This is a genomic window from Streptomyces sp. HP-A2021 (assembly GCF_022807935.1).
In the GTDB taxonomy this organism is placed as follows: Bacteria; Actinomycetota; Actinomycetes; order Streptomycetales; family Streptomycetaceae; genus Streptomyces; species Streptomyces afghaniensis.
This window is the reverse complement of record NZ_CP094344.1, coordinates 5,040,908-5,067,204: the sequence shown is the minus strand read 5'-3', so window position 1 is coordinate 5,067,204 and position 26,297 is coordinate 5,040,908. Positions and strand designations below refer to the sequence as shown.

The following is a 26,297-nucleotide window of genomic DNA, read 5'->3' as shown; positions in this document are numbered from 1 at the left end:
TGGCCGGAGTCAGAGCGACACCCCGCGAGCCGCCAGCCATGACACCGGATTAACGGACGAGCCCATCTCCGGCGTGACCCTGGCCTCGAAGTGCAGGTGCGGTCCGGTGGAGTTGCCCGTGGTGCCCGACTGGCCGATCCACTGGCCGGGTTCGACGTGCTCCCCCTGGTCGACCGCGACGGACGCGAGATGGGCGTACTGCGTGTAGTAGCCGCCCGCGTGACTGAGCACGATCTCGATGCCGAAGGCACCTCCGCAGGACACCTTCACCACCCGCCCCGCACCCACGGCCCGCACCGGCGTGCCGATCGGCACCGCGAAGTCCTGCCCGGTGTGCCGGCTCGACCACCGCGCACCGCCGCTGCCGTAGGACGCGGACAGCTCGTACGTCTCCACGGGCGCGACCCACGCGCTCGTGAAGCCGGTCTCCGGCTGGTCGAGCCGCACGGCCCCACGGCACGCCCCGGCGGCGACCGCGGCGTCCGCCTGACCCTGGAGCCGCGAGCGTGCCGTTTCCAGCTTCTGCTCGATGTCCGCCTTGAGACCGGCGAGTTGCGTGTTCCGCTTTTCCAGCGCCTGCCAGTGGGCCGCGGCCCTGGCCTCGTCCGCGGCGAGCCGTGCCTCGGCCCGCCGGCTCTTGGAGATCGCGTTGTTCACGGCGAGATTCGTCTGCGAGAAGGCGTGCTGGCCTCGCATCAGATCGTCGGGGCCGTCGGCGAGGAGCAGCTGGGCGGCCACCGGCAGGCCACCGCTGGAGCGGTACTGGGCACGGGCGATCCTGCCCAGGTCCTCGTGCAGGGCCGCGATGTGCCGCCGCTGACCGTCCAGGAGTTCCTCGGCCCGCTGAGCTCTGGCCCGTTGCTCCTCGGCCTCTCGACGACCGGCCTCGTACTGCTGCGTCGCCACCGCGGCCTCTTCGTACAACCGCGCCACCTCGGCACTGAGCCCCGAGTCCCCGCCGGTGCCGCTCCCGGGTTCCTTGTGCGCCGCCGTCGGCCCGGCCGCGAGCACCGCCAGCGCGCACAGCAGTACCAGGACGAGCAGCCGATGGCGGCGATATGAGCGCATGTCAGTGATCGTCACCCAGCCGGGCCGCCCTGGCCCTGTTCGCCTCGTACGGCCGGGGGACCGGCTGCCCCGAACGGCTCAGTGCGGCGCCGCCCGGGCCTCGCCAAGGCGCGGCGCCGGCCGGGCACCCCTAGGGCGCAGTCACCAGCGACTCCGACGCCGCCTCCCGCTCCGCCATCTCCCGCAGCGGTCCGTCCACGGCCACCAGCTCCTCGTACGCCCCGCGCTGCACGACACGTCCCTGGTCCAGCACGATGACCTCGTCCACCGCCTCCAGACCGGCCAGCCGGTGCGTGATGAGCAGGGTCGTACGGCCCTCGGTGGCCGCCAGCAGGTCGGCGGTGAGCGCGTCGGCGGTGGGCAGGTCCAGGTGTTCGGCGGGCTCGTCGAGCACCAGGACGGGGAAGTCGGCGAGGAGTGCCCGGGCCAGCGCCAGCCGCTGCCGCTGGCCTCCCGACAGTCGCGCCCCGTGTTCGCCGACGAGCGTGTCGAACCCGTCGGGCAGGCCGTCGGCCCAGTCCAGCAGCCGGGCCCGCCCGAGCGCGGTACGCAGGTCGTCCTCGGTGGCATCCTTCTTGGCGAGCAGCAGGTTCTCGCGCAGCGAGCTGTCGAAGAGGTGCGCGTCCTGCGCGCACAGCCCCACGAGCCTGCGCACGTCGTCCCCGCGTAGCGCGTACGCGTCCACGCCCGCCAGCGTGTACGAACCCGCGTCCGCGTCGAGGAAGCGCAGCAGCACCTGCGCCAGGGTCGTCTTGCCGGAGCCGGAGGGTCCCACCACGGCGACCCGGCGGCCCTCTTCGAGGGTCAGGTCCAGCCCGGCGAGCGCGTCCCGGTCCTGCCCCGCATGCCGCGCCGCCAGTCCCCTCACGGCGACCGGGAACGGCGACGCGGGCGCCTGCCGGGGCTGCTCGGGCTCCCCCACGGGCTCCGGGGCGTCCAGCACCTCGTACACCCGCTCGGCGCTCCGGCGCACCCGCTGCCGGTACTGCACGGCGAGCGGCAGCCCGAGCACGGCCTCGAAGGCGGCCAGCGGGGTGAGGACGACGACGGCCATGGTCACGCCGTCCAGCCGCCCTGCCGCGACCGCCTGTGCGCCGACCACGGCGGCGGCCGTGACGGTCAGGCCGGAGATCAGCGCGGTGAGCCCGTCGCCGAGTGCCGTGGCGGTGGCGGCGCGCGACGCGATCCTGGTGAGTACGCCGTCTGCCTCGCGAGTCTGGGCGGTCCGGGCGGGCAGGGCACCGGCGACGGTCAGCTCCGCGGTTCCGGTCAGCAGATCGGCCACCCGCGTCGCGAGCACTCCGCGGGCGGGCGCCAGCCTGTGCTCGGCCCGTCGGGCCACGGCACCCGTGACGAGGGGCACGCCCGCCCCCGCCGCCAGCAGCCCGGCCGCGAGCACGGCCCCGGCCTCGGGCAGCAGCCACGCCGTGAAACCGACGGACGCGGCCGACACGACGACGGCCGCCCCGGCCGGCAGCAGCCACCGCAGCCAGTAGTCCTGCAACGCGTCCACATCCGCGACCAGCCGGGACAGCAGATCCCCCCGGCGGGTCCGGCGCAACCCGGCGGGCGCCAGCCGCTCCAGCCTGCGGAACACCGCGACCCTGGTGTCCGCCAGCATCCGCAGCACGGCGTCGTGCGAGACCAGCCGCTCGGCGTACCGGAACACGGCCCGCCCGATCCCGAAGGCCCGCGTCGCCGTCACGGCCACCATCAGGTACAGCACGGGCGGCTGCTGCGACGCCCGCGAGATCAGCCACCCGGAGGTGGCCATGAGCCCTACGGCACTCCCGAGCGCGAGGCTACCGAGCAGCAGGGCGAGTCCCAGCCGTCCGCGCCGGGCACCGGACATGGCGCGGACGCGCGCGAGGACGCCGCCGCCCGAAGCGGGCCGGCCGCCGGACTCCACCGGAGAGGCCGCGGCGGGCGGCTCGGCCTCGACGGAGACCGTTCCGGGGTTCCGGACCACGGCGGATGCAACAGGCACAGCGGTGGACGCGGCGGGCACCGGGGCAGTCTCGGGCTCCGCCAGCCGCACCACCCGGTCCGCCACACCCAGCAACGCCGGCCGGTGCACCACGAGCAGCACCGTTCGCCCGGCCGCGAGCCGCCGCACAGCGGCCACCACCTCGGCCTCGGTGGCTCCGTCCAGCGCGGCCGTCGGCTCGTCGAGCAGCAGCACGGGCCGGTCCGCGAGGAACGCCCGGGCCAGCGCGAGCCGCTGCCGCTGCCCTGCGGACAGCCCGGCCCCGTCCTCGCCGAGCACGGTGTCCGCGCCCTCGGGCAGCGCGTCCACGAACTCCAGCGCCCCGGCGTCCCGCAGCGCCCGCCGTACGGCGTCGCCGTCGGCCTCGGGCCGCGCCAGCCGTACGTTGTCGGCGATCGTCCCGGCGTACAGATGCGGCCGCTGCGGCACCCACGCGATCCGGGACCGCCACTGCTCCAGGTCCACGTCGGCGAGGTCGGCTCCCCCGACCCGCACCCTTCCCTCGGCCGGTGGCACGAACCCGAGCAGGACGTTCAGCAGCGTCGACTTGCCCGCACCGCTCGGCCCGACCAGCGCGACCGTCTCCCCGGGCTCGACGGTGAAGGACACGCCGGACACGGCGTCCGCCGACCGCCCCGGGTAGCGGACGGTCACTCCCTCGAAGGCCAGCCCACCCGTCGGCACGGCCCCCGAACCGGAGGCCGGAACGGGCGTCTGAAGAACCTCGAAGATCTCCTCGGCCGCGGCGAGCCCCTCCGCCGCAGCGTGGTACTGCGCCCCGACCTGCCGCAACGGCAGATACGCCTCCGGCGCCAGGATCAGGATGACCAGGCCGATGTACAGGTCCATCTCACCGTGCACCAGCCGCATGCCGATCGTCACGGCGACCAGCGCCACCGAGATCGTCGCGAGCAGCTCCAGCGCGAAGGAGGAGATGAAGGCGATCCGCAGCGTCCGCATGGTCGCCTGCCGGTACTCACCCGTGATCCGCCGGATCGACTCGGCCTGCGCCTTGGCCCGCCCGAAGACCTTCAGCGTCGGCAGCCCCGCGACGACGTCCAGGAAGTGCCCGGACAGCCGCGACAGCAGCCGCCACTGACGGTCCATCCGGGACTGGGTGGCCCAGCCGATCAGCACCATGAAGACCGGAATGAGCGGCAGGGTGCCCACAATGATGGCCGCGGAGACCCAGTCCTCGGTGACGATCCGCGCCAGCACCGCCACCGGCACGACCACCGCGAGACCCAACTGCGGCAGATACCGCGAGAAGTAGTCGTCGAGGGCGTCGACACCCCGGGTGGCCAGGGCGACCAGCGAACCGGTCCGCTGTCCGCTCAGCCAGCCCGGCCCCAGCTGAGCAGAACGCTCCAGCAACCGCCCCCGCAGTTCGGACTTCACCGCCGCGCTCGCCCGGTGCGCGGCGAGCTCGGTGAGCCAGCCGACCAGCGCCCGGCCTACCGCGACAGCGGCCAACAGCAGCAGGGGAGTGCCGAGCTCGGACACCGCCATGCGGTGCTGGAACGCGCCGACCACCACCTCGGCGATGAGCATCGCCTGCGCGATGACCAGCCCGGCCCCTACGGCACCCAGGGCGACGACCGCCACCAGGAAGACCCGGGTGGCACGGGCGTACCGGAGCAGACGCGGATCGATTGGTTTCACGTGAAACACACCTCAGTGCACGGTCTCGGCGATGTGCTGAGTACCGATCCGCTTGCGGAACACCCAGTACGTCCAGCCCTGGTAGAGCATCACGATCGGAGTGGCGACCGCTGCGCACCAGGTCATGATCTTCAGTGTGTACGGGCTGGAGGAGGCGTTGGTGACCGTCAGGCTCCAGTCCGGGTTGAGCGTCGACGGCATGACGTTCGGGAACAGCGTCAGGAAGAGCATCGCCACCGTGGCCACGATGGTGAGCCCCGACAGGGCGAACGCCCATCCCTCACGCCCCGCCCGCGCCGCGACCATGGCCACGACGAGCGACACCACCGCCACGGCCACCGCGACGAGTGTTGCCCCGTCACCCCGGTCGGACTGCGTCCACGCGAGGAAGGTGAGAGCCAGCAGCGCGGTCACCGACCCGACCCGAAGCGCCAGCTTCCGCGCCCGCTCCCGGATCTCCCCGACCGTCTTGAGCCCGACGAACACCGTCCCGTGGAAGGTGAACAGCGCGAGCGTGACCAGACCGCCGAGCAGGGCGTACGGGTTGAGCAGGTCCAGGACGCCGCCGGCGTAGTTGAAGTCCTGGTCGATCTTCACCCCCCGCACGATGTTGCCGAAGGCCACACCCCACAGGAACGCGGGGATCAGCGAGGTCCAGAAGATCGCCGTCTCCCAGTTGCGCTGCCAGTTCTCCTCGGGCCGCTTGGCGCGGTACTCGAAGGCCACACCCCGGACGATGAGGCAGACCAGGATGAGCAGCAGCGGCAGGTAGAAGCCGGAGAAGAGCGTGGCGTACCACTCGGGGAAGGCCGCGAAGGTGGCACCGCCCGCCGACAGCAGCCACACCTCGTTGCCGTCCCAGACGGGTCCGATGGTGTTGATCAGCACCCGCTTCTCGGGCCGGTTGCGGGCGAGCAGCTTCGTGAGCACACCGACCCCGAAGTCGAAGCCCTCCAGGAAGAAGTAGCCCGTCCACAGGACGGCGATCAGGACGAACCAGACGTCGTGCAGTTCCATGACTGTGCAGCTCCCTCGGCCTAGTACGAGAAGGCCATCGGCTTGTCGGCGTCACGGGTGTCGCCGCCGATCTTCGTGGGCGGGTTGAGGTCGGCCTCGGTGAGCTCGGGCGGGCCCGCCTTGACGTACTTGACGAGCAGCTTGACCTCGACGACGGCGAGGATCGCGTACAGCGTGGTGAAGACGACCATCGAGGTGATGACCTCGGCCTGGGAGACACCGGGGGAGACCGCGTGACGCGTCTGCAGCACGCCGTAGACGACCCACGGCTGGCGGCCCATCTCGGTGAAGATCCAGCCCCAGGAGCTGGCGATCAGCGGGAAGCCCAGGGTGAGGATCGCGATGCGCCAGTACCACTTGGTGAGGGTCGGACCGAGGGCCTTCTTCGGCAGGAGCACGAGATGCGGCACCTCGTCCTCACCCACCCGCAGATGCTGCGGCAGCAGGAACTTCTTGCGGGTCAGCCACAGTCCGGCCAGGCCGATGGCGAAGGACGTCATGCCGAAGCCGATCATCCAGCGGAAGCCCCAGTACGCCACAGGGATGTTGGGCCGGTAGTCGCCGGGCCCGTACTTCTCCTGCTCGGCCTTGTTGACGTCGTTGATGCCGGGCACGTACGAGGTGAAGTCGTCCTTGGCGAGGAAGGACAGCAGGCCGGGGATCTCGATGGCGACCTCGTTGTGTCCCTTGTCGACGTCGCCGATGGCGAAGACCGAGAAGGGCGCCGGCTTCTCGCCGTCCCACAGCGCCTCGGCCGCGGCCATCTTCATCGGCTGCTGCTGGTACATGATCTTGCCGAGGACGTCGCCGCTGACCGCGGTGAGCAGACCGCCGACGACGACGGTGACGAGGCCCAGCCGCAGCGAGGTCTTCATCACGGGGACGTGCTTCTTGCGGACCAGATGGAAGGCGGCGATGCCGACCATGAAGGCGCCGCCGGTCAGGAAGGCCGCGGTGAGGGTGTGGAAGACCTGGGCGAGCGCGGTGTTCTGGGTCAGCACCAGCCAGAAGTCGGTGAGCTCGGCCCGCCCCTTCGCCTCATTGATCCGGTAGCCGACCGGGTGCTGCATCCAGGAGTTGGCCGCGAGGATGAAGTAGGCCGACAGGATCGTGCCGATCGAGACCATCCATATGCAGGCCAGGTGGATCTTCTTGGGCAGCTTGTCCCACCCGAAGATCCACAGGCCGATGAAGGTGGACTCGAAGAAGAAGGCGATCAGGGCCTCGAAGGCGAGCGGCGCGCCGAAGACGTCACCGACGAAGCGCGAGTAGTCGGACCAGTTCATGCCGAACTGGAACTCCTGCACGATGCCGGTGACCACACCCATCGCGATGTTGATCAGGAAGAGCTTGCCCCAGAACTTCGTCGCCTGGAGGTACTTTTCCTTCTCCGTCCGCACCCAGGCGGTCTGCAGTCCGGCCGTCAGAGCGGCCAGCGAGATCGTCAGGGGGACGAACAGAAAGTGGTAGACGGTGGTGATGCCGAACTGCCATCGCGCCAGGGTCTCCGGCGCCAAAGCCAGGTCCACGTCGCCGCTCCTTACAACCGCTTGTGAAAGCGTTCACATTCACAAGCCATTATGCAGCACGTAGTTTCGAGCCCTGGAGGGGGTCCCCTGTCTCCCCCGTCACAGTCAACCCCTTGGCCGGAACTTCAACATATTGTTGAATCGACGGCATGCAGACACCGACATCGCTACAGATCCGGATCTCCTGGCCCTCGGGCCATCTCACCGCGTCGCTCGACGACACCCCGACCACCCAGGCACTCGCCAAGGCGCTGCCCTTCGTCTCGACCGCACGCACCTGGGGCAAAGAGGTGTACTTCGACACAGGAGTGTCGGTTTCACGTGAAACAGGCGCCAAGGAGGTCGTCGAGCCCGGCACCGTCGCCTTCTGGACCGACGGCGCCGCACTCGCCCTCCCCTATGGAGCCACACCGATCTCCCGGGGCGACGAGTGCCGCCTCGCAGGCCCGTGCAATGTCCTGGGCCGCCTCGACGGCGACCCCGGTCTGCTCGCAACCGTGCGGGACGGCGACCCCGTGCGCGTGGAGCTCCTCGACGCCTGACCTGGCTCACGGAGCCCTACAGCTCCTTGCGAAACCCTTCCGCCACCTTCAGGAAGATGTCGTTCGCCTCGGTCTCCCCGACCGTCACCCGCACACCCTCACCCGGGAACGGCCGGATCACCACGCCCGCCTGATCACACGCCTCCGCGAACGGGACCGTGCGCTCCCCCAGCCGCAGCCACACGAAGTTGGCCTGGGTCTCGGGCACCGTCCAGCCCTGGGCACGCAGCCCGTCGACCACGCGCGTGCGCTCACACACCAGCGAGCCGACCCGGCCGAGCAGTTCGTCCTCGGCGCGCAGCGAGGCGATCGCCGCCTCCTGCGCAAGCTGGCTCACCCCGAACGGGACCGCCGTCTTGCGCAGCGCCGCGGCCACCGGCTCATGGGCGATGGCGAACCCGACGCGCAGGCCGGCGAGACCGTAGGCCTTGGAGAAGGTCCGCAGCACGCAGACGTTGGGCCGGTCGCGGTAGAGCTCGACACCGTCCGGCACCTCGGGGTCACGGATGAACTCGCGGTAGGCCTCGTCGAGCACCACCAGCACATCACCGGGCACACGGTCGAGGAAGCGCTCCAGCTCCGCCCGCCGCACGACCGTGCCCGTCGGGTTGTTGGGGTTGCAGACGAAGATCAGCCGGGTCCGGTCGGTGATCGCGTCGGCCATCGCGTCGAGGTCGTGCACATCACCGGAGGTCAGCGGTACCTGTACCGATGTCGCGCCGCTGATCTGCGTGATGATCGGGTACGCCTCGAAGGACCGCCAGGCGTAGATGACCTCGTCGCCGGGGCCGGAGGTGGCCTGGATCAGCTGCTGGGCGACACCGACCGACCCGGTGCCGGTGGCCAGGTGAGAGAGGGGCACGCCGAACCGGTCGGACAGCTCGTTCATCAGCGCCGTACAGGCCATGTCCGGGTAGCGATTGAAGGTGCAGGCCGCCGCCGTCACCGTCTCCATCACGCCCGGCAGCGGCGGGTAGGGGTTCTCGTTGGAGGACAGCTTGTAGGCCACCGGCCCACCCGCCGCGGCCGGCTTGCCCGGCTTGTAGGTGGGGATCCCCTCCAGCTCGGCGCGCAGCTTGGGGCTCGTCTCGCTCACCGCAGTCCTCCTCACGAAGACCGGCGGCCCATGACCGCCGCCGACATCCAATACTCCTCACCTTATGAGGATTCGGCGCCGCTGCGTATAGCCACGACGGCGTGACGAACGCCGACCACGTCCGCCCCACCGGCATCAGGGGCATCACCGCACGAAGGCGTACGAATTCAGGGGCGCGCCGCACATATATCTACGCGCCGGTGGTGCACGCCGTGGCGCGCATCCCCCGTGCAGGTGAGTTGAGACCTCTTCGCAACATCGGCCACTTGGCAGGCCCGTGCGGGCCGACAAGACACGTAGTGGCATGTGAGCGCTCAACGCCCTTGGTTTCCCAGGCAATTGGGCATGAATGATCATGCAGAAACGTGTCTGTCAACGCGTGCATATGCGTCCGCACTACCCCACCGCATGAGCCCTACTATCGGCTCGCCATGACAGCAGCAGGGAAGCACCAGGTGAGCCGCGCGGAAACCTCACGTCGAGGCAGTCGGCCGGGTCGGGCGGGTATCAGAGACGTGGCCGCCGCCGCCGGAGTGTCCATCACGACCGTCTCCGACGCCCTCAACGGCAAGGGCCGGCTCCCGGACGCCACCCGGCGCCATGTCCGTGAGGTCGCCGACCGGCTGGGCTACCGGCCCTCGGCCGCCGCCCGGACCCTCCGTACCGGCAAGTCGGGACTCATCGGCCTGACCGTGACCACGTACGGGGATGAACCTTTCACCTTCACCGAGTTCGCGTACTTCGCCGAGATGGCGCGGGCCGCCACCTCCGCGGCGCTCGCCCGCGGGTACGCCCTCGTCATCCTGCCCGCGACCTCCCGCCACGACGTGTGGTCGAACGTCGCCCTGGACGGCACGGTCGTCATCGACCCCTCCGACCAGGACCCCGTCGTCAGCGAACTCGTCCGGCAGGGCCTGCCCGTCGTCTCCGACGGCCGCCCGGCCGGCTCGCTGCCGGTCACGGCCTGGGTCGACAACGACCATGAGGCCGCCGTCCTCGGCATCCTCGACCACCTGGCCGACGCCGGCGCGCGCCGCATCGGCCTGCTGACCGGCACGACGACCGACACGTACACCCATCTCTCCACCACCGCGTACCTGCGCTGGTGCGAGCGCGTCGGCCAGGATCCGGTCTACGAGGCCTACCCGGCGCACGATCCGTGCGCGGGCGCCGTCGCCGCCGACCGGCTGCTCGCCCGACCCGACCGGCCGGACGCGGTCTACGGGCTGTTCGACCCGAACGGCACCGACCTGCTCGCCGCCGCCCGCCGCTACGGCCTGCGCGTACCGGACGACCTGCTGCTGGTCTGTTGCAGCGAGTCCACCGTGTACGCCCACACCGAGCCGCCCATCACGACGCTCTCCCTGAAGCCGCGCCGGATCGGCACGGCGGTCGTGCAACTCCTCATCGACGCCATCGAGGGAGCGGACTCGGACCGTCCGGTGGAGCAGGTGATACCGACGGAGCTGATCGTGCGCACCTCGTCCCAGCGGCGCCCGCCGCGCACGACGGTCAGCCCGCCGCGGTCACCCGAGAAGACGTAGGCCGGTACACCGGGTAAAGGGACGTTCGCACTCCTGGGGAGAAACGGGGCCGGTCCCCCGGAGAGAAGGGATCGTTCTCGCGAAGAGAAGGAAAGCGAGGACGGTCACACGGTGGTCAAAGCCCGGCTCAATCGGGGCGAAAGCCGCGGTGAACTGGACTCTTGCTCTGATTCACCACCCCTGGGTCATCACATGGCGCGATCCGCATTCCTATGATGGGCCCACGACACCCACGGGCCGCTACGACCAGGCAGTCCGATGCGGTGCAGATGCGGCGCGATGGTGGAGGGGTCGATGACTCAGGGGGCCGGTCAGGGACCCGAGGTGGAGCGGACGGCGACGCTGCGCGACTTCCGGGTGCCCGCGTACGTCCACGAGGCCGGTCCGTACGTCCACAGCGCCCAGCCCGGCGAGGTCGCCCCGCCGGCCGAGGAGACCTACCCCGAGGGGTACACGCCGACCGAGCGCGATCTGCCCGTGATCAACCGGGGCGACACTGTCCAGGTGGCCGTCGACCCCGAGACCGTCGCGGCCCCGCAGTCCGACACCGGGCAGGGCCCGCTGTACGTCGTGGGTGATGTGCACGGCTACCTCGACCAGCTGGTGGCGGCCCTCCAGGAGAAGGGCCTCCTCGACGCCGACGGCCACTGGTGCGCGGGCACCGCCCGGCTGTGGTTCCTCGGCGACTTCACCGACCGCGGCCCCGACGGCATCGGCGTCATCGACCTGGTGATGCGGCTGTCCGCCGAGGCCGCCGCGGCCGGCGGCTACTGCAAGGCGCTCATGGGCAACCACGAGCTGCTGCTGCTCGGTGCCAAACGGTTCGGCGACACCCCCGTCAACTCGGGCGCGGGCACCGCCACTTTCCAGGCGGCCTGGCTGCTCAACGGCGGCCAGAAGACCGACATGGACCGCCTCCAGGACCACCACCTGCAGTGGATGGCCCGTCTGGACGCCGTCGAGGAGGTCGACGGCCACCTGCTCGTCCACTCCGACACCACCGCCTACCTCGACTACGGCCGCTCCATCGAAGAGGTCAACGACACCGTCCGCGAGACGCTCACGCGCAACGACGCGGACGAAGTCTGGGACCTGTTCCGCAAGTTCACCAAGCGGTTCTCCTTCCGTGACGAGGGCGGCGCGGACGCCGTGCGCTCCCTGCTCGATACGTACGGGGGCACCCGCATCGTTCACGGTCACAGCCCGATTCCGTATCTGCTGGGCGAAGTCGGCTCCGAGGAGGACGACGACAGCACCGACCCCGTGGTCGAGGGTCCGCACGTCTACGCCGACGGACTCGCCATCGCCATGGACGGCGGCGTGACCATGGCCGGAAAGCTGCTGGTCCAGCAACTGCCGCTGGGTACATGAACGCTCACCGGGCAGGCGTTTCCCGTCATCGGACCGGACCGGTGAGGGGCCAATTTCGGTAAACCCCCTGTCACCGCCCACCTTCACGGCTCTACCATCGGCTTATCCGTAGCAGGCTCCCCTCCGTTTCTGCCCGACGGCTCGTCAGCATGCCGAGCCCCAAGCCCTACGGAGCATCGGGGGATGCACATGAACAGCGTTCCGCAGCACCTGCTGAGCGAGGACCGCCAGGAATACGAGCGGATCCTCGATGAGGCGCTGCGCTCCGCACCACACCGTCCGGAACTGACCGCTGTCGGACAGCGGCTCAACCCCGAACAACTGCGCACAATGGCGCTGAACGCCACCGCGCTCATCACGGCAGCCGCGTCGACCGAATACCAGCACTACGTCAAGGTCCGCGAGGAAATGCGCCAGCCGGCGCCGTCCAGCCAAGCGGGCGGGCGCGCGTCCGGCTCCTCCGAGCCGGGCACGGGCGCGTCGGGCCTCGCCGCCACCATGGGCGAGGTCGCCGAGACCGCCGGCGCGGGCGCCGTCGCCGTCGTCGCCGTCCTCGCTCCCGTCCTGGCCGGAACCGCCGCGGCGATCTTCCTGCTCGTCGGCTACATCCTTCAGATGCTCAACCCCGAGCAGACGTTCGCCCGGACCATGCTCACCACGGGCTGGGTGTTCGGCGCCGTGACCGCGGTCGCGATCCTCGTCGCCGCCGTGGGACTGTTGATCACCGCCCTGCGCAACGAGCCGACGGCCCAAGGCGGCCCGCACGGCGAACTGCAGGGGGAGGTGGACCGGGCCAGGGAGGCCTGGCGTGAGGCACTGCTGGAGCGCGGCATCGTGCCGTTCCTCCGGGAAGCCCTCGTCGATCCGGACGCGAGCGCGGCGCTGCGCCACACGTCCTCGTCCACACCGGTCAGCCGGATACCGCATCTCGGATACGACCGCCCGGGGTTCACCAGCCCGGAGGAGGGCCGGCACGGCTCGCGGCCCAGCTACAGCAGTCCTGACTACAGCAGCCCGGACTTCGGAGGACCGGAACACCAACCGGAGTAGCGGCCCAGCCGCCGCGCGGCGCCGGTCCGCGCAGTCGGCTTCCTCACAGGCGGCGGAGGATCTGCGCCTCGACCCGTTCGACCGTGCGGCGGCTGAAAGCACGGACCAGTGCCAGGTGGTACAGCGCCGGTGCCGTCGCCGCCCAACGGTGGACGCGGTCGTCCCGCAGCAGGTACCTGACCACCGCCGTCGGCCGGAAGGGAACGAAGTCGACGGTCTGGTGCTCCCAGCGGTCGGCGACACCCCTGCTCATCCGTGCTTGCAGATCCGTGCTCTTGAGCTCCCGCAGCCTGGCGTAGAAGTGCGCACTCCAGCCCCTCCTCTCCACGTCCAGCACGAAGGCCAGCAGCTCGAGCGTGTACTCGTCGGCCTCCAGGGACAGTTCCTCCCGCATGCCGCGGCGGGCCACCGCGTGCAGGTCGGGTGCGTTCCTCCCCGAGGAGTCGATGTGGCGTGACAGTCCCTCGTTGACCGAGGAGTTCCACACGCCCGGCGCCGTACGGACCCGGTCGCTGCGCTGGGTCACGACGAGCATGTCGTCAGCGGTGACCACCGCGATGTTGACCCCCAGGCTGCACTGGAGGAAGGCCGGGGCCTTTAGCGGATCGTCCGGGTCGAGGTAACGCGACCTGGGCGTGGTGCCGTCCGGGAGCCGGCGGTCGAGTTGCTGGGCGGCGAGGAAGGTGTAGTAGTCGGTCGGGCGCAGCCGCAGGTGGACCTCGGTGCGTTCCTCGAGTGCCGTGCGCGAGATGTCGAGGGATTCGACCGCGTACCGCGGGCCGTTCCACAGCGGAGCGCGTCCCTCGGCTTGCAGGCGCTCGCTCTCCTCGTAGATCTCGTCCCGCCAGCCGGCCATGTCCGCGGGCAGCGTCACCTCCTCGTCGAGTACGTGTACGTGGACGGTTTCGGGCGATATGGGCAGCTCTCCGTCGCCCTCGACGATGAGGGCGGACGTCTGGAGCGGCCCGAGGGAGAACGCCCGCCAGGCGGGCGCCGACTCGTCACGCCGCCCCAGGCTCCGGACCGCGCTGGTGGAGCGTCTGCGCAGGCGGTACCACGCGTCCTGCAACGGCTGCTGGAACAGCACGGCGAACACCATGCCGAGTGCGGCGCCCACGACACCGTTGACCACATCGATCCCATCCATGCCACGACAGTAGGGATCTTGGACCGGACAGGCGACGCCGTGCTGTTTTCCGTTACGCGATCAATGCCGCGGGCCGCGTCAGTCCGCGATCGGCAGGTACACGCGGTTCCCGCTCGCCGCGAACTCCTTCGACTTCTGGGCCATGCCGTCCTCGATCTCGGCCTTGGAGCCGCCGTGTTCACGGCGGATGTCCTGCGAGATCTTCATGCTGCAGAACTTGGGACCGCACATCGAGCAGAAGTGAGCCGTCTTGGCGGGCTCCGCCGGCAGGGTCTCGTCGTGGAACTCCCGTGCCGTGTCCGGGTCGAGGGCCAGGTTGAACTGGTCCTCCCACCGGAACTCGAAACGGGCGTCGGACAGCGCGTCGTCCCACTCCTGGGCACCCGGGTGTCCCTTGGCGAGGTCCGCGGCGTGGGCGGCGATCTTGTAGGTGATGACGCCGGTCTTGACGTCGTCACGGTTCGGCAGGCCCAGGTGCTCCTTGGGCGTGACGTAACACAGCATGGCCGTGCCCCACCAGGCGATCATCGCGGCGCCGATGCCGGAGGTGATGTGGTCGTACGCCGGTGCGACGTCCGTGGTCAGCGGGCCGAGCGTATAGAACGGAGCTTCATCGCAGATCTCCTGCTGAAGGTCGATGTTCTCCTTGATCTTGTGCATCGGGACGTGGCCCGGGCCTTCGATCATGGTCTGTACGTTGAAACGCTTCGCGATCCGGTTGAGTTCCCCGAGAGTCCGGAGTTCGGCGAACTGCGCCTCGTCGTTGGCGTCCGCGATCGAGCCCGGCCGCAGGCCGTCGCCGAGGGAGTACGTGACGTCGTACGCGGCGAGGATCTCGCAGAGCTCCTCGAAGTTCTCGTACAGGAACGACTCCTTGTGGTGCGCGAGGCACCAGGCGGCCATGATCGAGCCGCCGCGCGAGACGATGCCGGTCTTGCGGTTGGCCGTCAGCGGCACGTACGGCAGGCGCACGCCCGCGTGGACCGTCATGTAGTCCACGCCCTGCTCGGCCTGTTCGATGACCGTGTCCTTGTAGATGTCCCAGGTCAGCTCCTCGGCCTTGCCGTCGACCTTTTCCAGGGCCTGGTAGAGCGGCACGGTGCCGATGGGCACGGGGGAGTTGCGCAGCACCCACTCGCGTGTGGTGTGGATGTTGCGGCCGGTGGACAGGTCCATGACCGTGTCGGCGCCCCAACGGGTCGCCCAGGTCATCTTCTCGACCTCCTCCTCGATGGAGGACGTCACCGCCGAGTTGCCGATGTTGGCGTTGACCTTCACCAGGAACCGCTTGCCGATGATCATCGGCTCGATCTCCGGGTGGTTGACGTTGGCCGGGAGCACCGCCCGGCCCGCCGCGATCTCGTCACGCACCACCTCGGGCGACACGTTCTCCCGGATGGCGACGTATTCCATCTCGGGCGTGATCTCGCCGCGGCGGGCGTACGCGAGCTGTGTGACGGCCTTGCCGTCCCGGCTGCGGCGCGGCTGGCGCGGCCGTCCGGGGAAGACGGCGTCGAGGTTGCGCAGGCCGCCGCGGGGTGAGGTGTGCTTGATGCCGTCGTCCTCGGGACGGACGGGGCGGCCCGCATACTCCTCGGTGTCGCCACGGGCGATGATCCAGTTCTCGCGCAGCGGCGGCAGGCCCCTGCGGACGTCGGTCTCGACGAGCGGATCGGTGTACGGGCCGGATGTGTCGTACAGCGTGACCGACTGCCCGTTGGTGAGATGCACCTGACGGACCGGCACGCGCAGGTCGGGGCGGGTGCCCTCGATGTACGCCTTGTGCCAGCCGATGGACTTCCCGGCCTCCTCGGACTGTGCGTCCTGAACGGAGGCAGGCGTGCGTGCGTCCTTGTTGGTCATGAGACCTACTCCCTACGCCGGCATTACCCGGTAACAGGTTCGGCGGTCGACGCAGCGGCTTCCGTCTGCCGACGTTCCGTGTGAAACATCACTCGACTTCGGTGATGTTTCATGTGAAACATCGCTGGGACGGAGGTCAGCGCCCTCTCAGCCCGGTGCTCCGAGCTCCCGCGTGTACAAAAGGTGCCTCCACGCTAGCGGCAATTCTGGCGCGGTGAACAGAGGGCCCCCCTCGTTCTTGCGATGATCGGTCGGTGACCACGACGCAGCGTCCTCCTTACCCACCGCCCGAACCGCCCCGCGGATCCGGCGCCGGCAACGGCAACGGCCGTGGACACGAGCACGATTTCGCCGCCGGGGGCGGGCACGGGCCTGCCCGGGGACAGACACAGGGGCACAGGCCCGGTCCCGGCAGCGGCCACAGTGCCGGTCCGGCCGGTACGTACGGTGCCGGTTCCGGAGGCTGGCACGGCCCTGGCCCCGGAGAGGGCGACAGGCCCGGCGGAGGCGACGGGTACGGGCACGGAGAAGGCGACAGGCCCGGCGGAGGCCACGGGCGCGGCGGAGACGACGGGTACGGCGAAGGACCCGGTCCGGGCGGAGGCCACGGGCACGGTGGAGGCGACGGGCACGGCGGTGGCGACGACGGGCACGGTCACGGAAACGGACCCGGCTCCGCCCCGGGCGGCGGGCACGGGCACTCGCACAGCCACAACCATGGTCCTGCCACGCCCGTCTCCATGCACTTGCGCAAGGTCATCGCGGCGGTCCTGATCCCCTTCGCCGCCGCCGTGCTGGTCGGTCTCGCCGTGCTGTGGCCGGGCGGCGCCCCGCCGCACGAGCGCACCGGCGTCGGCTTCGACCGGCAGACACAGGAGGCCTCGGTCACCAAGGTCGTGTCGGTGAGCTGCAAGGAGGCCGGCGCCTCGGGCGTCCCGCCGACCGGCGACACCTCCACCGCCGAGGGCTCCTCCGCGGTGCAGCAGGAGAACGGCACCTGCAAGCGGGCGACGATCCGGGTCGACAGCGGCAAGGACAAGGGCCGTACCTTCACCGAGATCGTCCAGCCGGACCAGTCCCGCCAGTTGCACGAGGGCCAGAAGGTCGTGGTCGCCTACGAGCCCTCCGCGCCGAAGGACCTCCAGTACTCGGTCACCGACATCAACCGCCGCCTGCCCTTGGCGCTGCTCGCCGGTATCTTCGCCCTCGCCGTCGTGGTCGTCGGGCGACTGCGGGGTGTCATGGCCCTGGTCTCGCTGGCCATCAGCTTCATGGTGCTGAACTTCTTCATCCTGCCCGCGATCCTTCAGGGCTCGAACCCGCTGCTCGTGGCGGTGGTGGGCGCGAGCGCCATCATGCTCATCGCCCTGTATCTGTGTCATGGCCTGTCCGCGCGGACCTCCGTAGCGGTGCTCGGCACCCTGATCTCGCTGCTGCTGATCGGCGTTCTCGGCTCGCTGTTCATCGACTGGGCCGCGCTCACCGGCAACACCGACGACAACACCGGTCTGATCCACGGCCTCTACCCGACGATCGACATGAGCGGTCTGCTGCTCGCCGGCGTCATCATCGGATCGCTCGGTGTGCTCGACGACGTGACGGTCACGCAGACGTCGGCGGTCTGGGAGCTGCACGAGGCCAATCCGTCCATGGGCTGGCGTGGCCTCTACCGCGCGGGGATCCGGATCGGCCGCGACCACATCGCCTCGGTCGTCAACACCCTGGTCCTCGCCTACGCGGGTGCCGCGCTGCCGCTGCTCCTGCTGTTCTCCATCGCGCAGAGCGGTGTCGGGACGGTCGCCAACAGCGAGCTGGTCGCGGAGGAGATCGTGCGCACGCTGGTCGGTTCGATCGGCCTGGTCGCCTCGGTGCCGGTCACCACGGCCCTTGCGGCACTGGTGGTCTCGGCCGACCGCCCGGGAGCGCAGCCGGCCGCGGAGGCCGCCGCTGTCCCGGCACGCGGGGGGAGGGGCCGGCGCCGTAAGCGCTGACGCCTCTCGAGCTCCGGAGCCATCTGCCCTGCCGCAGGGAAGCGTTCCTGCACGGCTCGGCGGGATCCGGTGAAGCGTTACTCCACCGTGCCGCCCGACGGGTGCCTCAGCCGGCGCCCTGTTCCGCGAGGATGCGGTCCAGGGCCTCGTCGAGATGGGCGTCGAAGTCGGCGAGCGAGCCTTCCTGGCCCAGTGGCACCAGCTTGTCGGTGCGGTCGAGGAAGGCGACCAGCGGGGCCGTCGACGACCGGAACAGCGCCTGGTCACTGCCCACCTGAAGCCGGATCAACACCTCGCCCAGCGAGTCCGGTTCGACGGGCGTGACCCGCACATCGCCCTCCCCGCACGGCCGGCCGACACCGTCGATCAGCAACTCCCGGCCGAAGGCCCACGTCACCGGGGCATCACCCGGCAAGTGGAAGGTCAGCCGGACGGCATAGGGATCACTGGTCTCATAGCGCAGCTCCACCGGAATGCGGAAGGAGAGTTCCTCGGACACGAGAAAGCTCATCATGACCTCTGCCTGTACGGACTCGCGCATCGCTAACCCCGTCATTCGCCGTGGACTGGCCGGGACCGAACCTCTGACACTTGATGGAATCTTGCTGAACGTACACAGCAGATCACAAGGAGTGAGTTTTCACATACTGATAGAGAGCGCGAGCGACCCGAGCAGACTCCCGATCTCGCTCTGCAACTGCCGGGCCGCCGGGAGCAGCCGGTGCTCCTGGTGGGCGGGCAGGGAGATGGCCATCGTCGCGGCCGTCGTGCCGAGGGTGAGCGGAATCGCCGCGCAGACGGCGCCCAGGGCGTACTCCTGACGCTCGGTCACCGGTTCCATTCGCCGCACCCGTTCGAGACGGCGCAGCAGGCTGTGGTTGTCCCGCACGGTGTAGGGCGTGAGGGCCTGCACCGGATAGCGGTCGAGGTGGTCCCGGCGGGCCTCCTCGTCCAGCTGGGACAGCAGGCACTGCCCGATGGCGTGCGCGTGCCCGGTCTCCCGGAAGTCGGCCCACTCCTCGACCGCGGGAATGCCCGGGGTGTCGGAGACGCACATGACCTCGATCTCGCCCTCGCGGTACACCGCGTAGTACACGGGGACGCCGAGCACGTCCCGCCAGTGCGCGAGCGCGTCGACGACCGTGCTGCGACGTTTCTGCCGTGCCCCGCTGCTGCTCAGCCGCTCGGCGGCGTCACCGAGGAAGAACAGGCCCTTGTCCCGGCGCAGATAACCCTCGTGCACGAGGGTGCGCAGCAGGTGGTACGTCGTGGGCAGGGCCAGCCCGGTCTCCCGGGCCAGCTGCTTGGCGGGGGCGCCGTACTCGTGTGCGGCGACGGTCTCCAGCAGGCGCATCGCGCGCTGCACGGACCCGATGAGGGTCGCCGGAGGGGGTGGCGTGGCGGGAGGCGGTTGCTCGGAGCGGGGCGCCGAGCGGGGTTGCGCGGGGACGGTGTGCAGGTGGTGGACAGGTGCGGTGTCAGCCGGAGCCAAGGGTCACTCCCGAAGCGCGAGGGGGCAGACCGTGCCGATGGGACACGGGTGGGGGTGTATGCCGCTCGCGGGGGATGTCCCCGCGTCGAGTTCCGGACTCTATTCGTCTGCCACCGCACGCAGACGGCCTGGAACGGAAACTTCCCCCGGCCGAGGGAACCGGTGACTCCGGGTGTTTCCCGCTACCCCCACCGGTTTCCCACCGGTCTCACCAGTCGCTGCGCGACGAGGAGCTCGACGTGAACTTCCGTACGACGTAGATAAGTCCGCCGACCAGCGCCACGAAGACCAGCACCTTGAAGAGCAGTCCGATGACGAAGCCGACCACACTGGCGATCAGCCCGCCGAACACGACCAGGGCGATGACCGGCACCGCGATCCACTTCACCCACCACGGCAGTCCCGTGAAGATCTCTCGCATCGCCCTCGTCCTTACCTCTCCACCCGTTCGAGTGCCGGGTCCTGTCGGTCTTTCCGGATCCTGATGTCCTGCACTCGATGCTAGGTCCGGGAGGGGGCCCGGCGGGGGCCTCGCATCCCTTGTCGTCCCCTGACCGATCCCCTAGGGAACCCTGAGGCGGCCCGTCAGCTCTCGGGCGGAGAGAAGACCACCAGCACCCTCAGGTCCTCGGTGATGTGGTGGAACTTGTGCGCGACACCGGCCGGCACATAGATCACGCTTCCGCGCGCCACCTGCGTCGTCTCCAGTCCGACGGTGACCGCGGCACGACCGCTCACAACGAAGTAGACCTCGTCCTGATTGTGCGGCTTCTGTGGATCCTGGTCGCCCGCATCGAGGGCGTACAGGCCGACCGACATGTTCTGCTCCCGCAGAAACTGCAGGTAGGCGCCCTCGTTGGCGGCGCGCTCCGCCTCCAGTTCGTCCAGCCGGAATACCTTCATCGTCTTGTCCGCCCCTGCCTCGTGTCCCCATGTCCGATCAGGTCTGCCACGATCAGACACATGATGAATTTTGTAGTCAAGACGATCGCCAACGCGGGTGCCCTGGCGGTCGCCGTATGGCTGCTCGACAAGATCACCCTGACCGGTGACAGCACGGGCAAGAAGGCCGGCACCCTGATAGTCGTAGCGCTGATCTTCGGCCTGGTGAACTTCCTGGTCAAGCCGGTCGTCAAGCTCCTCAGCCTTCCGCTGCTGATCCTGACGCTCGGCCTGTTCACCCTGGTCGTCAACGCGCTGATGCTGCTGCTCACCTCGTGGCTGGCCGACCAGGTCGACCTCAGCTTCCACGTCGAGGGCTTCTGGACGGCCGTCCTGGGCGGTCTGATCATCTCGGTCGTCTCCTGGGCGCTGCACGTCGTCCTGCCCGACAAGGACTGAGCGCGTATGACGTACCGCGTCTGCTTCGTCTGCACGGGCAACATCTGCCGTTCCCCGATGGCCGAGAGCGTCTTCCGCGCCCGCGTGGCGGAGGCCGGGCTCGACGGCCTGGTCGAGGTCGACAGCGCCGGCACGGGCGGCTGGCACGAGGGCGACGGCGCCGACCCGCGTACGGCGGCGGTCCTGGAGGAGAACGGCTACGCCACCGGCCACACGGCCCGGCAGTTCCAGCCGTCGTGGTTCTCCCGCCTCGATCTGGTCGTCGCCCTCGACTCCGGCCACCTCAGGGCGCTGCGCCGCCTCGCGCCCACGGAACAGGACGCGCAGAAGGTGCGTCTGCTGCGTTCGTACGACCCCGCCGCCGGTGACGACCTCGACGTACCGGACCCCTACTACGGGGGCGCCGAGGGCTTCGAGGAGTGCCTTGAGATGGTGGAGGCGGCGAGCGCCGGTCTGCTCGCCGCAGTGCGTGAGGACGTGGAAGGACAGGCTGCATGAGCGAATCCGCGACGGGTGACGCGCATCGGGTGACAGGCGACGCCGGCCGGGCGGATGCCGCGGGCCGGGTGGCGCGCGACGTCGGCCAGGCGGCCGCGGGCGCCGGTGACGGCACGCGCGCGGTGCGGGCCGGGCTGCCCGAGCCGGCCAAGTACGAACCGACCCTGCCGGGACCGGTCTTCGCCGCCCACTACCACCTGCCGGGCGAGCCCACCGGCCCCTACACCTACGGCCGCGACGAGAACCCGACCTGGACGCTGCTGGAGCGCGCCGTCGGCGAGCTGGAGGCGCCCGGCCAGGACGCCGTCGAGACGCTCGTGTTCGCCTCCGGCATGGCCGCGACCTCGGCGGTGCTCTTCTCCCAGCTGCGCGCCGGGGACGTGTGCGTCCTGCCCGACGACGGCTACCAGGCGCTGCCCCTGGTGCGCGCCCAGCTGGAGGCGTACGGCATCGAGGTGCGCACCGCGCCCACCCGTGACGACGCCCAGCTCGACGTCCTCGACGGCGCGAAGCTGCTGTGGATCGAGACGCCGTCGAACCCCGGCCTCGACGTGTGCGACATCAGGCGGCTCGCGGAGGCGGCGCACGCGCGTGGCGCCCTGGTGGCCGTCGACAACACCCTGGCGACACCGCTCGGCCAGCGTCCCCTGGAGCTCGGCGCCGACTTCGCGGTGGCCAGCGGCACCAAGCAGCTCACCGGTCACGGCGACATCCTCCTGGGCTACGTCGTCGGCCGGAACCCCGAGGCCATGGCCGCCGTACGCCGCTGGCGGAAGATCGTCGGTGCGATTCCCGGGCCGATGGAGGCCTGGCTCGCGCACCGTTCGATCGCGACACTCCAGATGCGGGTCGACCGGCAGAGCGCGACGGCCCTGGCCGTCGCCGAGGCGCTGCGCGAGCGGCCCGAGGTGACCGGGCTGCGCTACCCCGGACTTCCCGGCGACCCCGCCCACAAGATCGCCGCGCAGCAGATGCGGCGCTACGGCTGCGTGGTGTCGTTCACGCTGCCCACGCGCGCGCGTGCCGACCGTTTTCTCGACGCCCTGCGGCTCGTGGACGACGCGACGAGCTTCGGCGGAGTGCGGTCCACGGCCGAACGGCGCGGACGCTGGGGCGGCGACGCGGTGCCGGAAGGTTTCATCCGCCTCTCGGTCGGCGCCGAGGACCCCGAGGACCTCGTGGCCGATGTGCTGCGCGCGCTGGAGGCGTCGGCAGCCTGACCATCCCCACGGACGGTCCGAGCCTCCCCCCTCGTGGCTCGGACCGTCCCCCGGTTCCGCGCGCAAGAACCGCGCGACCAAGGCTAGTTGACTCTCTGTCAGTGTCCAATCACAGTAGCGACAGAGACCTATCGACTTATTTATAGTTGAGCGCGGTCGGGAGGCCGGGAGCGGGGCCGAAGAGGGGAGAGTGCGCGGTGGATCTGGCCTTGCTGCGGACCTTCGTGACCGTGCACCGGGCCGGCTCCTTCACCCGCGCCGCCGCCCTGCTCGGCCTCTCCCAGCCGGCCGTCACCTCGCAGATCCGCACGCTGGAACGGCAGCTGGGCCGCCCCCTGTTCCTGCGGCAGGCCCGTGGCGTGACCCCGACCAGCATCGGCGACGAGCTCGCCCACAAGGCCGCTCCGCATCTCGACGCCTTGGTGGAGATAGCCGAGACCGGCCTCGACGACGACTCCTCCTTACGAACGCTGCACCTCGCCGGACCCCCGGAGTTCACCGCCGAACGAGCCCTGCCCGCCCTCACGGAGCTGACTGGAGAGGACGGCCAGGGCTTCGCTCTGCGCGCTTCCTTCGGGAACGCCGAGGAAACACTGGAAGGGCTTTCCGCCGGGCATCATGATCTGGCCATCAGCACGGCCCGTCCGCGCGGTGCTCTGCTCACGGCGACTGCGCTCTGCGACGAGGAGCACGTCCTCGTCGCCGCCCCGCGCTGGGCCGAACAGATCGGGGCCGGGCAGCCGGACCGCAAGCCGGAACCGGCGCTGGAGCAGGTGCCCGTGGTGGAGGTGCACGAGTCGCTGCCGTTCGTCTCCCGCTACTGGGCCTCCGTCTTCGACTCGCGCCCGGCCGCCCCGGGCACCGTCGTCGTCCCCGACCTGCGTGCGGTGCTGGCGTGCGCGGTCGCGGGCGCGGGTCTGGCGGTTCTGCCGCGCTATCTGTGCGCGGCCGCGTTGGAGCGGGGTGACGTCGTCGCTCTGCACGATCCGGCAGTGCCGCCGCTGCGCACGTACTTCCTGGTGGTGCGGACCGGGACGCTCGCGATGCCCCATATCGCGCGAGCCCATGAGTGGTTGCAGCGGGCGGCGGCCGACTGGTGCTGAGGAGGCGCCCGAGGGCGGGTGCGGGTTGCGCGGGCGCGTATGACGGCTGCCAGGGCAGGGTCTCACTCTGGGAGCTCGGCCGGTGACTTTTCGCGATGTTTCACGTGGAACCAGCCGGGCCACATTTCACCCATGACCGTCCGACCTGTGGTCAAGCGCACCGCCCGTGCCGTTCTGCTGGACGGTGACGACCTGATCCTGATCAAGCGCACCAAGCCGGGCCTGGATCCCTACTGGCTCACTCCCGGCGGCGGGGTCGAGCCCGACGACTCGACCGTTGTCGACGCCCTGCACCGCGAGGTGTACGAGGAACTCGGCGCGAAGATCACCGACGTGGTGCCCTGCTTCGTGGACACCGTGGAGCACATCGGGGAGGACGGCGGCGCGACCGGTGTGAAGGTGCAGCACTTTTTCGTCTGCCACCTGGAGTCCATGGATCCCTCCCTCCGCCACGGCCCCGAGGTGGACGAGCCCGTCGGCAAGTACGAGATCGTGCGCGTGCCCTTCACCCGGGTCGGCATCGCCTCGGTCCATCTCGTTCCGCTGTCGCTGCGGCACTACCTGGACGGCAACATCGAGGGCGTACGTGCCATGCACGCCCCCGACCTGGGCTGACGCCCGCGGCGGATCAGGGCGCGGCCGCGACCAGTTCCTCCACGGAGTCGTGCCGTATGCGCTCCGACGGGATGCCGATGTCCCGCAGGGCGTCCACACCGCTGCGGATCATCCCGGGCGGGCCCGACAGGTAGGCGTCGAACTCGTTCCACGGCCCATAGGCGCGTACCGCGTCCGGAAGCTGCTGGTGTGCCAGCTGGTCGATGATCGCGCGGACCGAGAGCCAGGGGTGACTCTGCTGGAGGCGGAGCATGGTGTCGATGTCGTACAGGTCATGGTCGGTGCGGGCCCCGTAGAAGACCTCGACCGGCCGGCGTTCCCCGTGTTCGGCGACGTCCTCGACCAGTGCCTTGATGGGCGCTATACCGGTGCCGCCGCCCAGGCAGAGCAGCCCGCTGTCGGTTGTGTGGTCCACGGTCATGGAACCCGCGGGCGGGCCGAGCCGGACGATGTCACCGGGGCGGGCGCGGTGCACCAGGGCGTTGGAGACCCAGCCCGCCGGGACGGCCTTCACGTGGAACGACAGCAGGCCGTCGGAGCGGGGCGCCGAGGCGAAGGAGTAGTGCCGCCATATCCGGGGCCACCAGGGGGTCTCCAGGCTCGTGTACTGCCCGGCGAGGAAGGGATAGGGCTGGTCGGGGCGGACGGTGACGACCGCGACGTCCGGGGTCCTGAGGTCGTGCGTGACGATCTCGGCGTACCACCAGGCCGGGGCACGCAGTTCGTCGGCGGCCGCCGCGTCGATCATGATCTGGGAGATCGTCGTGTACGTCCTTACCCAGGCCGCCTCCATCTCCGCGTCCCAGACCCCGGCGGCGTACTTGCTGAGCGCGCCGATCAGGCATTCGCCGACGGCCGGGTAGTGCTCGGCCCGCGTTCCGTACTTCCGGTGGCCCCGGCCGAGGTTCTGCAGGTAGTCGACCAGGACATCGGTGTTGTCGATGTGCTCGGCGGCCGTGAGCAGTGCCCTGAGCAGCCGGTCCCGCTGGGTGTCCATCGCGGCCGGGAAGAGCGAGCGCAGGTCGGGGTGGCGGACGAAGAGCAGGGCGTAGAAGTACGAGGTGACCTTGTCGGCCACGGGCGTGACCTCTGCCATGGCGCGGCGAATGAGGACGGCGTCCGGGGAGGCTTGGCCGGCCGGGGCGGAGGCGGCCGGCTCCGGGGGCGACACCGGTCCGGGCCGCTGGGCGGGTACACGCGGCTCGGCGGGAGGAGCCGCGGCGGAGGCGAAGGGCGCCGGGGCCGGTGTGCCCGTCGCGGGCGCGGGTCGTGGTGACGAGGCCTCGGGAGAGGGGGCGGAGGGCGGTGCCGTTGTCGGGGCGTGCCCGGGTATCGCGTCCGGGGATCCGCGCTCCTGGTCCGGCACACCGGTGCTCGCGCTGTCTGTCGCCGAGGCCGGCGGGGCCGCTGTGCCGTCTGTCGGCGCGTGGGGGTCGGCCGCCTGCCGGCCCACCGGGCGTATCACCGCCGGGCGACGGCCGTCCGGTGTCCTGGACTCGTTGTCCGGTGTCCCGGGCTCGTTACCCGGCGTACCGGGCTCGTTATCCGGCGTACCGGGCTCGTTGTCCGGCGTCGCCGTCGGCTTGTTGCGGGGCGTGAACCAGTCGCCCCCGCCGCCAGAAGTGCCGTTGTCGGCCGACGTGGTGGTCGGAGCGTCCATGGTGTGCCTCGCCTCGAGCATCTTTCGGTCGGTCTGCGCACTTCCCCAGTCGGAAGGTGCCTGCTTTCCCCCGTGGACGGACGGCGTTCCCATCCGGTGTCGTGGCCGATGCGGCCACATTCAACCCGTGTTCCAGCTCTGTACGGACAAGTAAGGCAAGAGTGTGACATTGGCCGCAGTACTCCCACCCGAGCTTCCCACCCGCCTGGGCGGCTCAGTCGCATAACCGGAAACGCGGGTTTTCGATCTCTCCGTCCCGTTAGGCTGCATTGCCCTGTACGCGGCCCACACAGAACGGGTCAGCCGCCCCGGATGTGAACCGGAGTCGACCCTACCGGCCGCCGCTGTGCACACAAGTCCCCCCTTGCCCCGTCACGAATGAGGGCACTGCGCGAATCATCAGTGCGATCAACTGCCGGGTGACGCGCCTGTGTTTCACGTGAAACGTCCGGCGTATGTCCGCGCTCTGTGCAGTCGGCTACAACTGGCCAAAAGCTCGTG

The 26,297-nt window shown here is 70.1% G+C and carries 22 protein-coding genes and 1 riboswitch; of the genes, 10 read left to right on the top strand and 12 right to left on the bottom strand.

The genetic code is table 11. The features are described from left to right. Positions 1–9: 9 nt before the first annotated feature. The 4 genes from MQE23_RS22760 to MQE23_RS22745 form a co-directional block, all read right to left on the bottom strand. Complete coding sequence (locus MQE23_RS22760) at positions 10–1,068, bottom strand: M23 family metallopeptidase (protein WP_243380085.1); 1,059 nt, start codon at positions 1,066–1,068, stop codon at positions 10–12. Between the two features lie 130 nt (positions 1,069–1,198). Continuing rightward, positions 1,199–4,717 (bottom strand): thiol reductant ABC exporter subunit CydD, encoded by a 3,519-nt coding sequence (gene cydD, locus MQE23_RS22755; RefSeq protein ID WP_243380083.1) that lies wholly within the window; start codon positions 4,715–4,717, stop codon positions 1,199–1,201. 12 nt (positions 4,718–4,729) lie between these two features. After that, complete coding sequence (gene cydB, locus MQE23_RS22750; RefSeq protein ID WP_020271161.1) at positions 4,730–5,734, bottom strand: cytochrome d ubiquinol oxidase subunit II; 1,005 nt, start codon at positions 5,732–5,734, stop codon at positions 4,730–4,732. Positions 5,735–5,754: 20 nt separating this feature from the next. Beyond that, complete coding sequence (locus MQE23_RS22745) at positions 5,755–7,263, bottom strand: cytochrome ubiquinol oxidase subunit I (RefSeq protein WP_020271162.1); 1,509 nt, start codon at positions 7,261–7,263, stop codon at positions 5,755–5,757. A 149-nt stretch (positions 7,264–7,412) separates the two neighbouring features. Between MQE23_RS22745 and MQE23_RS22740 the strand changes: the two genes are divergently transcribed. Beyond that, entirely contained in the window at positions 7,413–7,805 is a 393-nt protein-coding gene (locus MQE23_RS22740; RefSeq protein WP_243380082.1) for a cyclophilin-like fold protein, read from the top strand. A 16-nt stretch (positions 7,806–7,821) separates the two neighbouring features. On the opposite strand, the gene hisC is transcribed toward MQE23_RS22740, so the two are convergent. Next, on the bottom strand, positions 7,822–8,901 hold the full coding sequence (gene hisC / locus MQE23_RS22735) for a histidinol-phosphate transaminase (RefSeq protein WP_020271164.1): 1,080 nt from the start codon (positions 8,899–8,901) through the stop codon (positions 7,822–7,824). A gap of 431 nt (positions 8,902–9,332) precedes the next feature. Between hisC and MQE23_RS22730 the strand changes: the two genes are divergently transcribed. The 3 genes from MQE23_RS22730 (at position 9,333) to MQE23_RS22720 (ending at position 12,866) form a co-directional block, all read left to right on the top strand. Then, the gene (locus MQE23_RS22730; protein ID WP_082319792.1) at positions 9,333–10,445 is read left to right on the top strand and encodes a LacI family DNA-binding transcriptional regulator; all 1,113 of its coding nucleotides are present in this window, start codon (positions 9,333–9,335) and stop codon (positions 10,443–10,445) included. A gap of 279 nt (positions 10,446–10,724) precedes the next feature. Next, the gene (locus MQE23_RS22725; RefSeq protein ID WP_020271166.1) at positions 10,725–11,816 is read left to right on the top strand and encodes a metallophosphoesterase; all 1,092 of its coding nucleotides are present in this window, start codon (positions 10,725–10,727) and stop codon (positions 11,814–11,816) included. A gap of 183 nt (positions 11,817–11,999) precedes the next feature. Then, positions 12,000–12,866, top strand: a complete 867-nt coding sequence (locus MQE23_RS22720; RefSeq protein WP_243380080.1) for a hypothetical protein — start codon at positions 12,000–12,002, stop codon at positions 12,864–12,866. Positions 12,867–12,909: 43 nt separating this feature from the next. Here MQE23_RS22720 and MQE23_RS22715 read toward each other — a convergent pair whose 3' ends face one another. After that, a complete protein-coding gene (locus tag MQE23_RS22715) occupies positions 12,910–14,013 on the bottom strand; it encodes a hypothetical protein (protein WP_243380078.1) in 1,104 nt (367 codons plus the stop codon). Positions 14,014–14,091: 78 nt separating this feature from the next. Next, positions 14,092–15,876 carry a phosphomethylpyrimidine synthase ThiC gene (gene thiC / locus MQE23_RS22710; protein WP_243380077.1) on the bottom strand — a complete coding sequence of 595 codons (1,785 nt, stop codon included), beginning with the start codon at positions 15,874–15,876 and terminating at the stop codon, positions 14,092–14,094. Further along, positions 15,869–16,058, bottom strand: a riboswitch (TPP riboswitch). It overlaps the preceding gene by 8 nt. A 72-nt stretch (positions 16,059–16,130) precedes the next feature. Between thiC and MQE23_RS22705 the strand changes: the two genes are divergently transcribed. Next, entirely contained in the window at positions 16,131–17,867 is a 1,737-nt protein-coding gene (locus tag MQE23_RS22705; protein WP_243380075.1) for a YibE/F family protein, read from the top strand. Between the two features lie 106 nt (positions 17,868–17,973). On the opposite strand, the gene MQE23_RS22700 is transcribed toward MQE23_RS22705, so the two are convergent. The 4 genes from MQE23_RS22700 to MQE23_RS22685 all read right to left on the bottom strand — a co-directional run bounded on the left by MQE23_RS22700 (position 17,974) and on the right by MQE23_RS22685 (position 20,262). Next, positions 17,974–18,408: an SsgA family sporulation/cell division regulator gene (locus MQE23_RS22700; protein WP_020271172.1), complete on the bottom strand. Its 435-nt coding sequence runs from the start codon at positions 18,406–18,408 to the stop codon at positions 17,974–17,976. Positions 18,409–18,507: 99 nt separating this feature from the next. After that, complete coding sequence (locus MQE23_RS22695; protein WP_020271173.1) at positions 18,508–19,233, bottom strand: IclR family transcriptional regulator C-terminal domain-containing protein; 726 nt, start codon at positions 19,231–19,233, stop codon at positions 18,508–18,510. Between the two features lie 334 nt (positions 19,234–19,567). Beyond that, entirely contained in the window at positions 19,568–19,780 is a 213-nt protein-coding gene (locus MQE23_RS22690) for a DUF5326 family protein (RefSeq protein ID WP_020271174.1), read from the bottom strand. 164 nt (positions 19,781–19,944) lie between these two features. After that, positions 19,945–20,262 carry a cupin domain-containing protein gene (locus tag MQE23_RS22685; protein WP_020271175.1) on the bottom strand — a complete coding sequence of 106 codons (318 nt, stop codon included), beginning with the start codon at positions 20,260–20,262 and terminating at the stop codon, positions 19,945–19,947. A 60-nt stretch (positions 20,263–20,322) separates the two neighbouring features. Here MQE23_RS22685 and MQE23_RS22680 point away from each other — a divergent pair, with 60 nt between their 5' ends. From MQE23_RS22680 to MQE23_RS22660, 5 genes are all read left to right on the top strand, one after another. Beyond that, positions 20,323–20,700, top strand: coding sequence for a phage holin family protein (locus tag MQE23_RS22680; RefSeq protein WP_020271176.1), 378 nt, complete (start codon positions 20,323–20,325; stop codon positions 20,698–20,700). A gap of 6 nt (positions 20,701–20,706) precedes the next feature. Then, positions 20,707–21,198, top strand: coding sequence for a low molecular weight protein-tyrosine-phosphatase (locus MQE23_RS22675; RefSeq protein ID WP_020271177.1), 492 nt, complete (start codon positions 20,707–20,709; stop codon positions 21,196–21,198). Next, entirely contained in the window at positions 21,195–22,418 is a 1,224-nt protein-coding gene (locus MQE23_RS22670; protein WP_020271178.1) for a cystathionine gamma-lyase, read from the top strand. The genes MQE23_RS22675 and MQE23_RS22670 overlap by 4 nt, the downstream gene beginning before the upstream one ends. Positions 22,419–22,615: 197 nt before the next feature. Continuing rightward, positions 22,616–23,521 carry a LysR family transcriptional regulator gene (locus MQE23_RS22665; protein ID WP_020271179.1) on the top strand — a complete coding sequence of 302 codons (906 nt, stop codon included), beginning with the start codon at positions 22,616–22,618 and terminating at the stop codon, positions 23,519–23,521. 132 nt (positions 23,522–23,653) lie between these two features. Further along, a complete protein-coding gene (locus MQE23_RS22660) occupies positions 23,654–24,136 on the top strand; it encodes an NUDIX hydrolase (protein ID WP_243380073.1) in 483 nt (160 codons plus the stop codon). 13 nt (positions 24,137–24,149) lie between these two features. Here the strand turns inward: MQE23_RS22660 and MQE23_RS22655 are convergent, their stop codons facing one another. Further along, complete coding sequence (locus MQE23_RS22655) at positions 24,150–25,796, bottom strand: globin domain-containing protein (protein ID WP_243380072.1); 1,647 nt, start codon at positions 25,794–25,796, stop codon at positions 24,150–24,152. Positions 25,797–26,297 lie beyond the last annotated feature (501 nt).

Coding starts and splice junctions, on each gene's coding strand:
- MQE23_RS22725 (WP_020271166.1), top strand. CDS start 10,725: ATGGTGGAGGGGTCGATGACTCAGGGGGCCGGTCAGGGACCCGAGGTG.
- MQE23_RS22715 (WP_243380078.1), bottom strand. CDS start 14,013: ATGGATGGGATCGATGTGGTCAACGGTGTCGTGGGCGCCGCACTCGGC.
- thiC (WP_243380077.1), bottom strand. CDS start 15,876: ATGACCAACAAGGACGCACGCACGCCTGCCTCCGTTCAGGACGCACAG.
- MQE23_RS22690 (WP_020271174.1), bottom strand. CDS start 19,780: ATGCGAGAGATCTTCACGGGACTGCCGTGGTGGGTGAAGTGGATCGCG.
- MQE23_RS22660 (WP_243380073.1), top strand. CDS start 23,654: ATGACCGTCCGACCTGTGGTCAAGCGCACCGCCCGTGCCGTTCTGCTG.
- MQE23_RS22700 (WP_020271172.1), bottom strand. CDS start 18,408: ATGCGCGAGTCCGTACAGGCAGAGGTCATGATGAGCTTTCTCGTGTCC.
- MQE23_RS22730 (WP_082319792.1), top strand. CDS start 9,333: ATGACAGCAGCAGGGAAGCACCAGGTGAGCCGCGCGGAAACCTCACGT.
- MQE23_RS22685 (WP_020271175.1), bottom strand. CDS start 20,262: ATGAAGGTATTCCGGCTGGACGAACTGGAGGCGGAGCGCGCCGCCAAC.
- MQE23_RS22675 (WP_020271177.1), top strand. CDS start 20,707: ATGACGTACCGCGTCTGCTTCGTCTGCACGGGCAACATCTGCCGTTCC.
- MQE23_RS22760 (WP_243380085.1), bottom strand. CDS start 1,068: ATGCGCTCATATCGCCGCCATCGGCTGCTCGTCCTGGTACTGCTGTGC.
- MQE23_RS22720 (WP_243380080.1), top strand. CDS start 12,000: ATGCACATGAACAGCGTTCCGCAGCACCTGCTGAGCGAGGACCGCCAG.
- MQE23_RS22670 (WP_020271178.1), top strand. CDS start 21,195: ATGAGCGAATCCGCGACGGGTGACGCGCATCGGGTGACAGGCGACGCC.
- MQE23_RS22740 (WP_243380082.1), top strand. CDS start 7,413: ATGCAGACACCGACATCGCTACAGATCCGGATCTCCTGGCCCTCGGGC.
- MQE23_RS22655 (WP_243380072.1), bottom strand. CDS start 25,796: ATGGACGCTCCGACCACCACGTCGGCCGACAACGGCACTTCTGGCGGC.
- cydB (WP_020271161.1), bottom strand. CDS start 5,734: ATGGAACTGCACGACGTCTGGTTCGTCCTGATCGCCGTCCTGTGGACG.
- MQE23_RS22680 (WP_020271176.1), top strand. CDS start 20,323: ATGATGAATTTTGTAGTCAAGACGATCGCCAACGCGGGTGCCCTGGCG.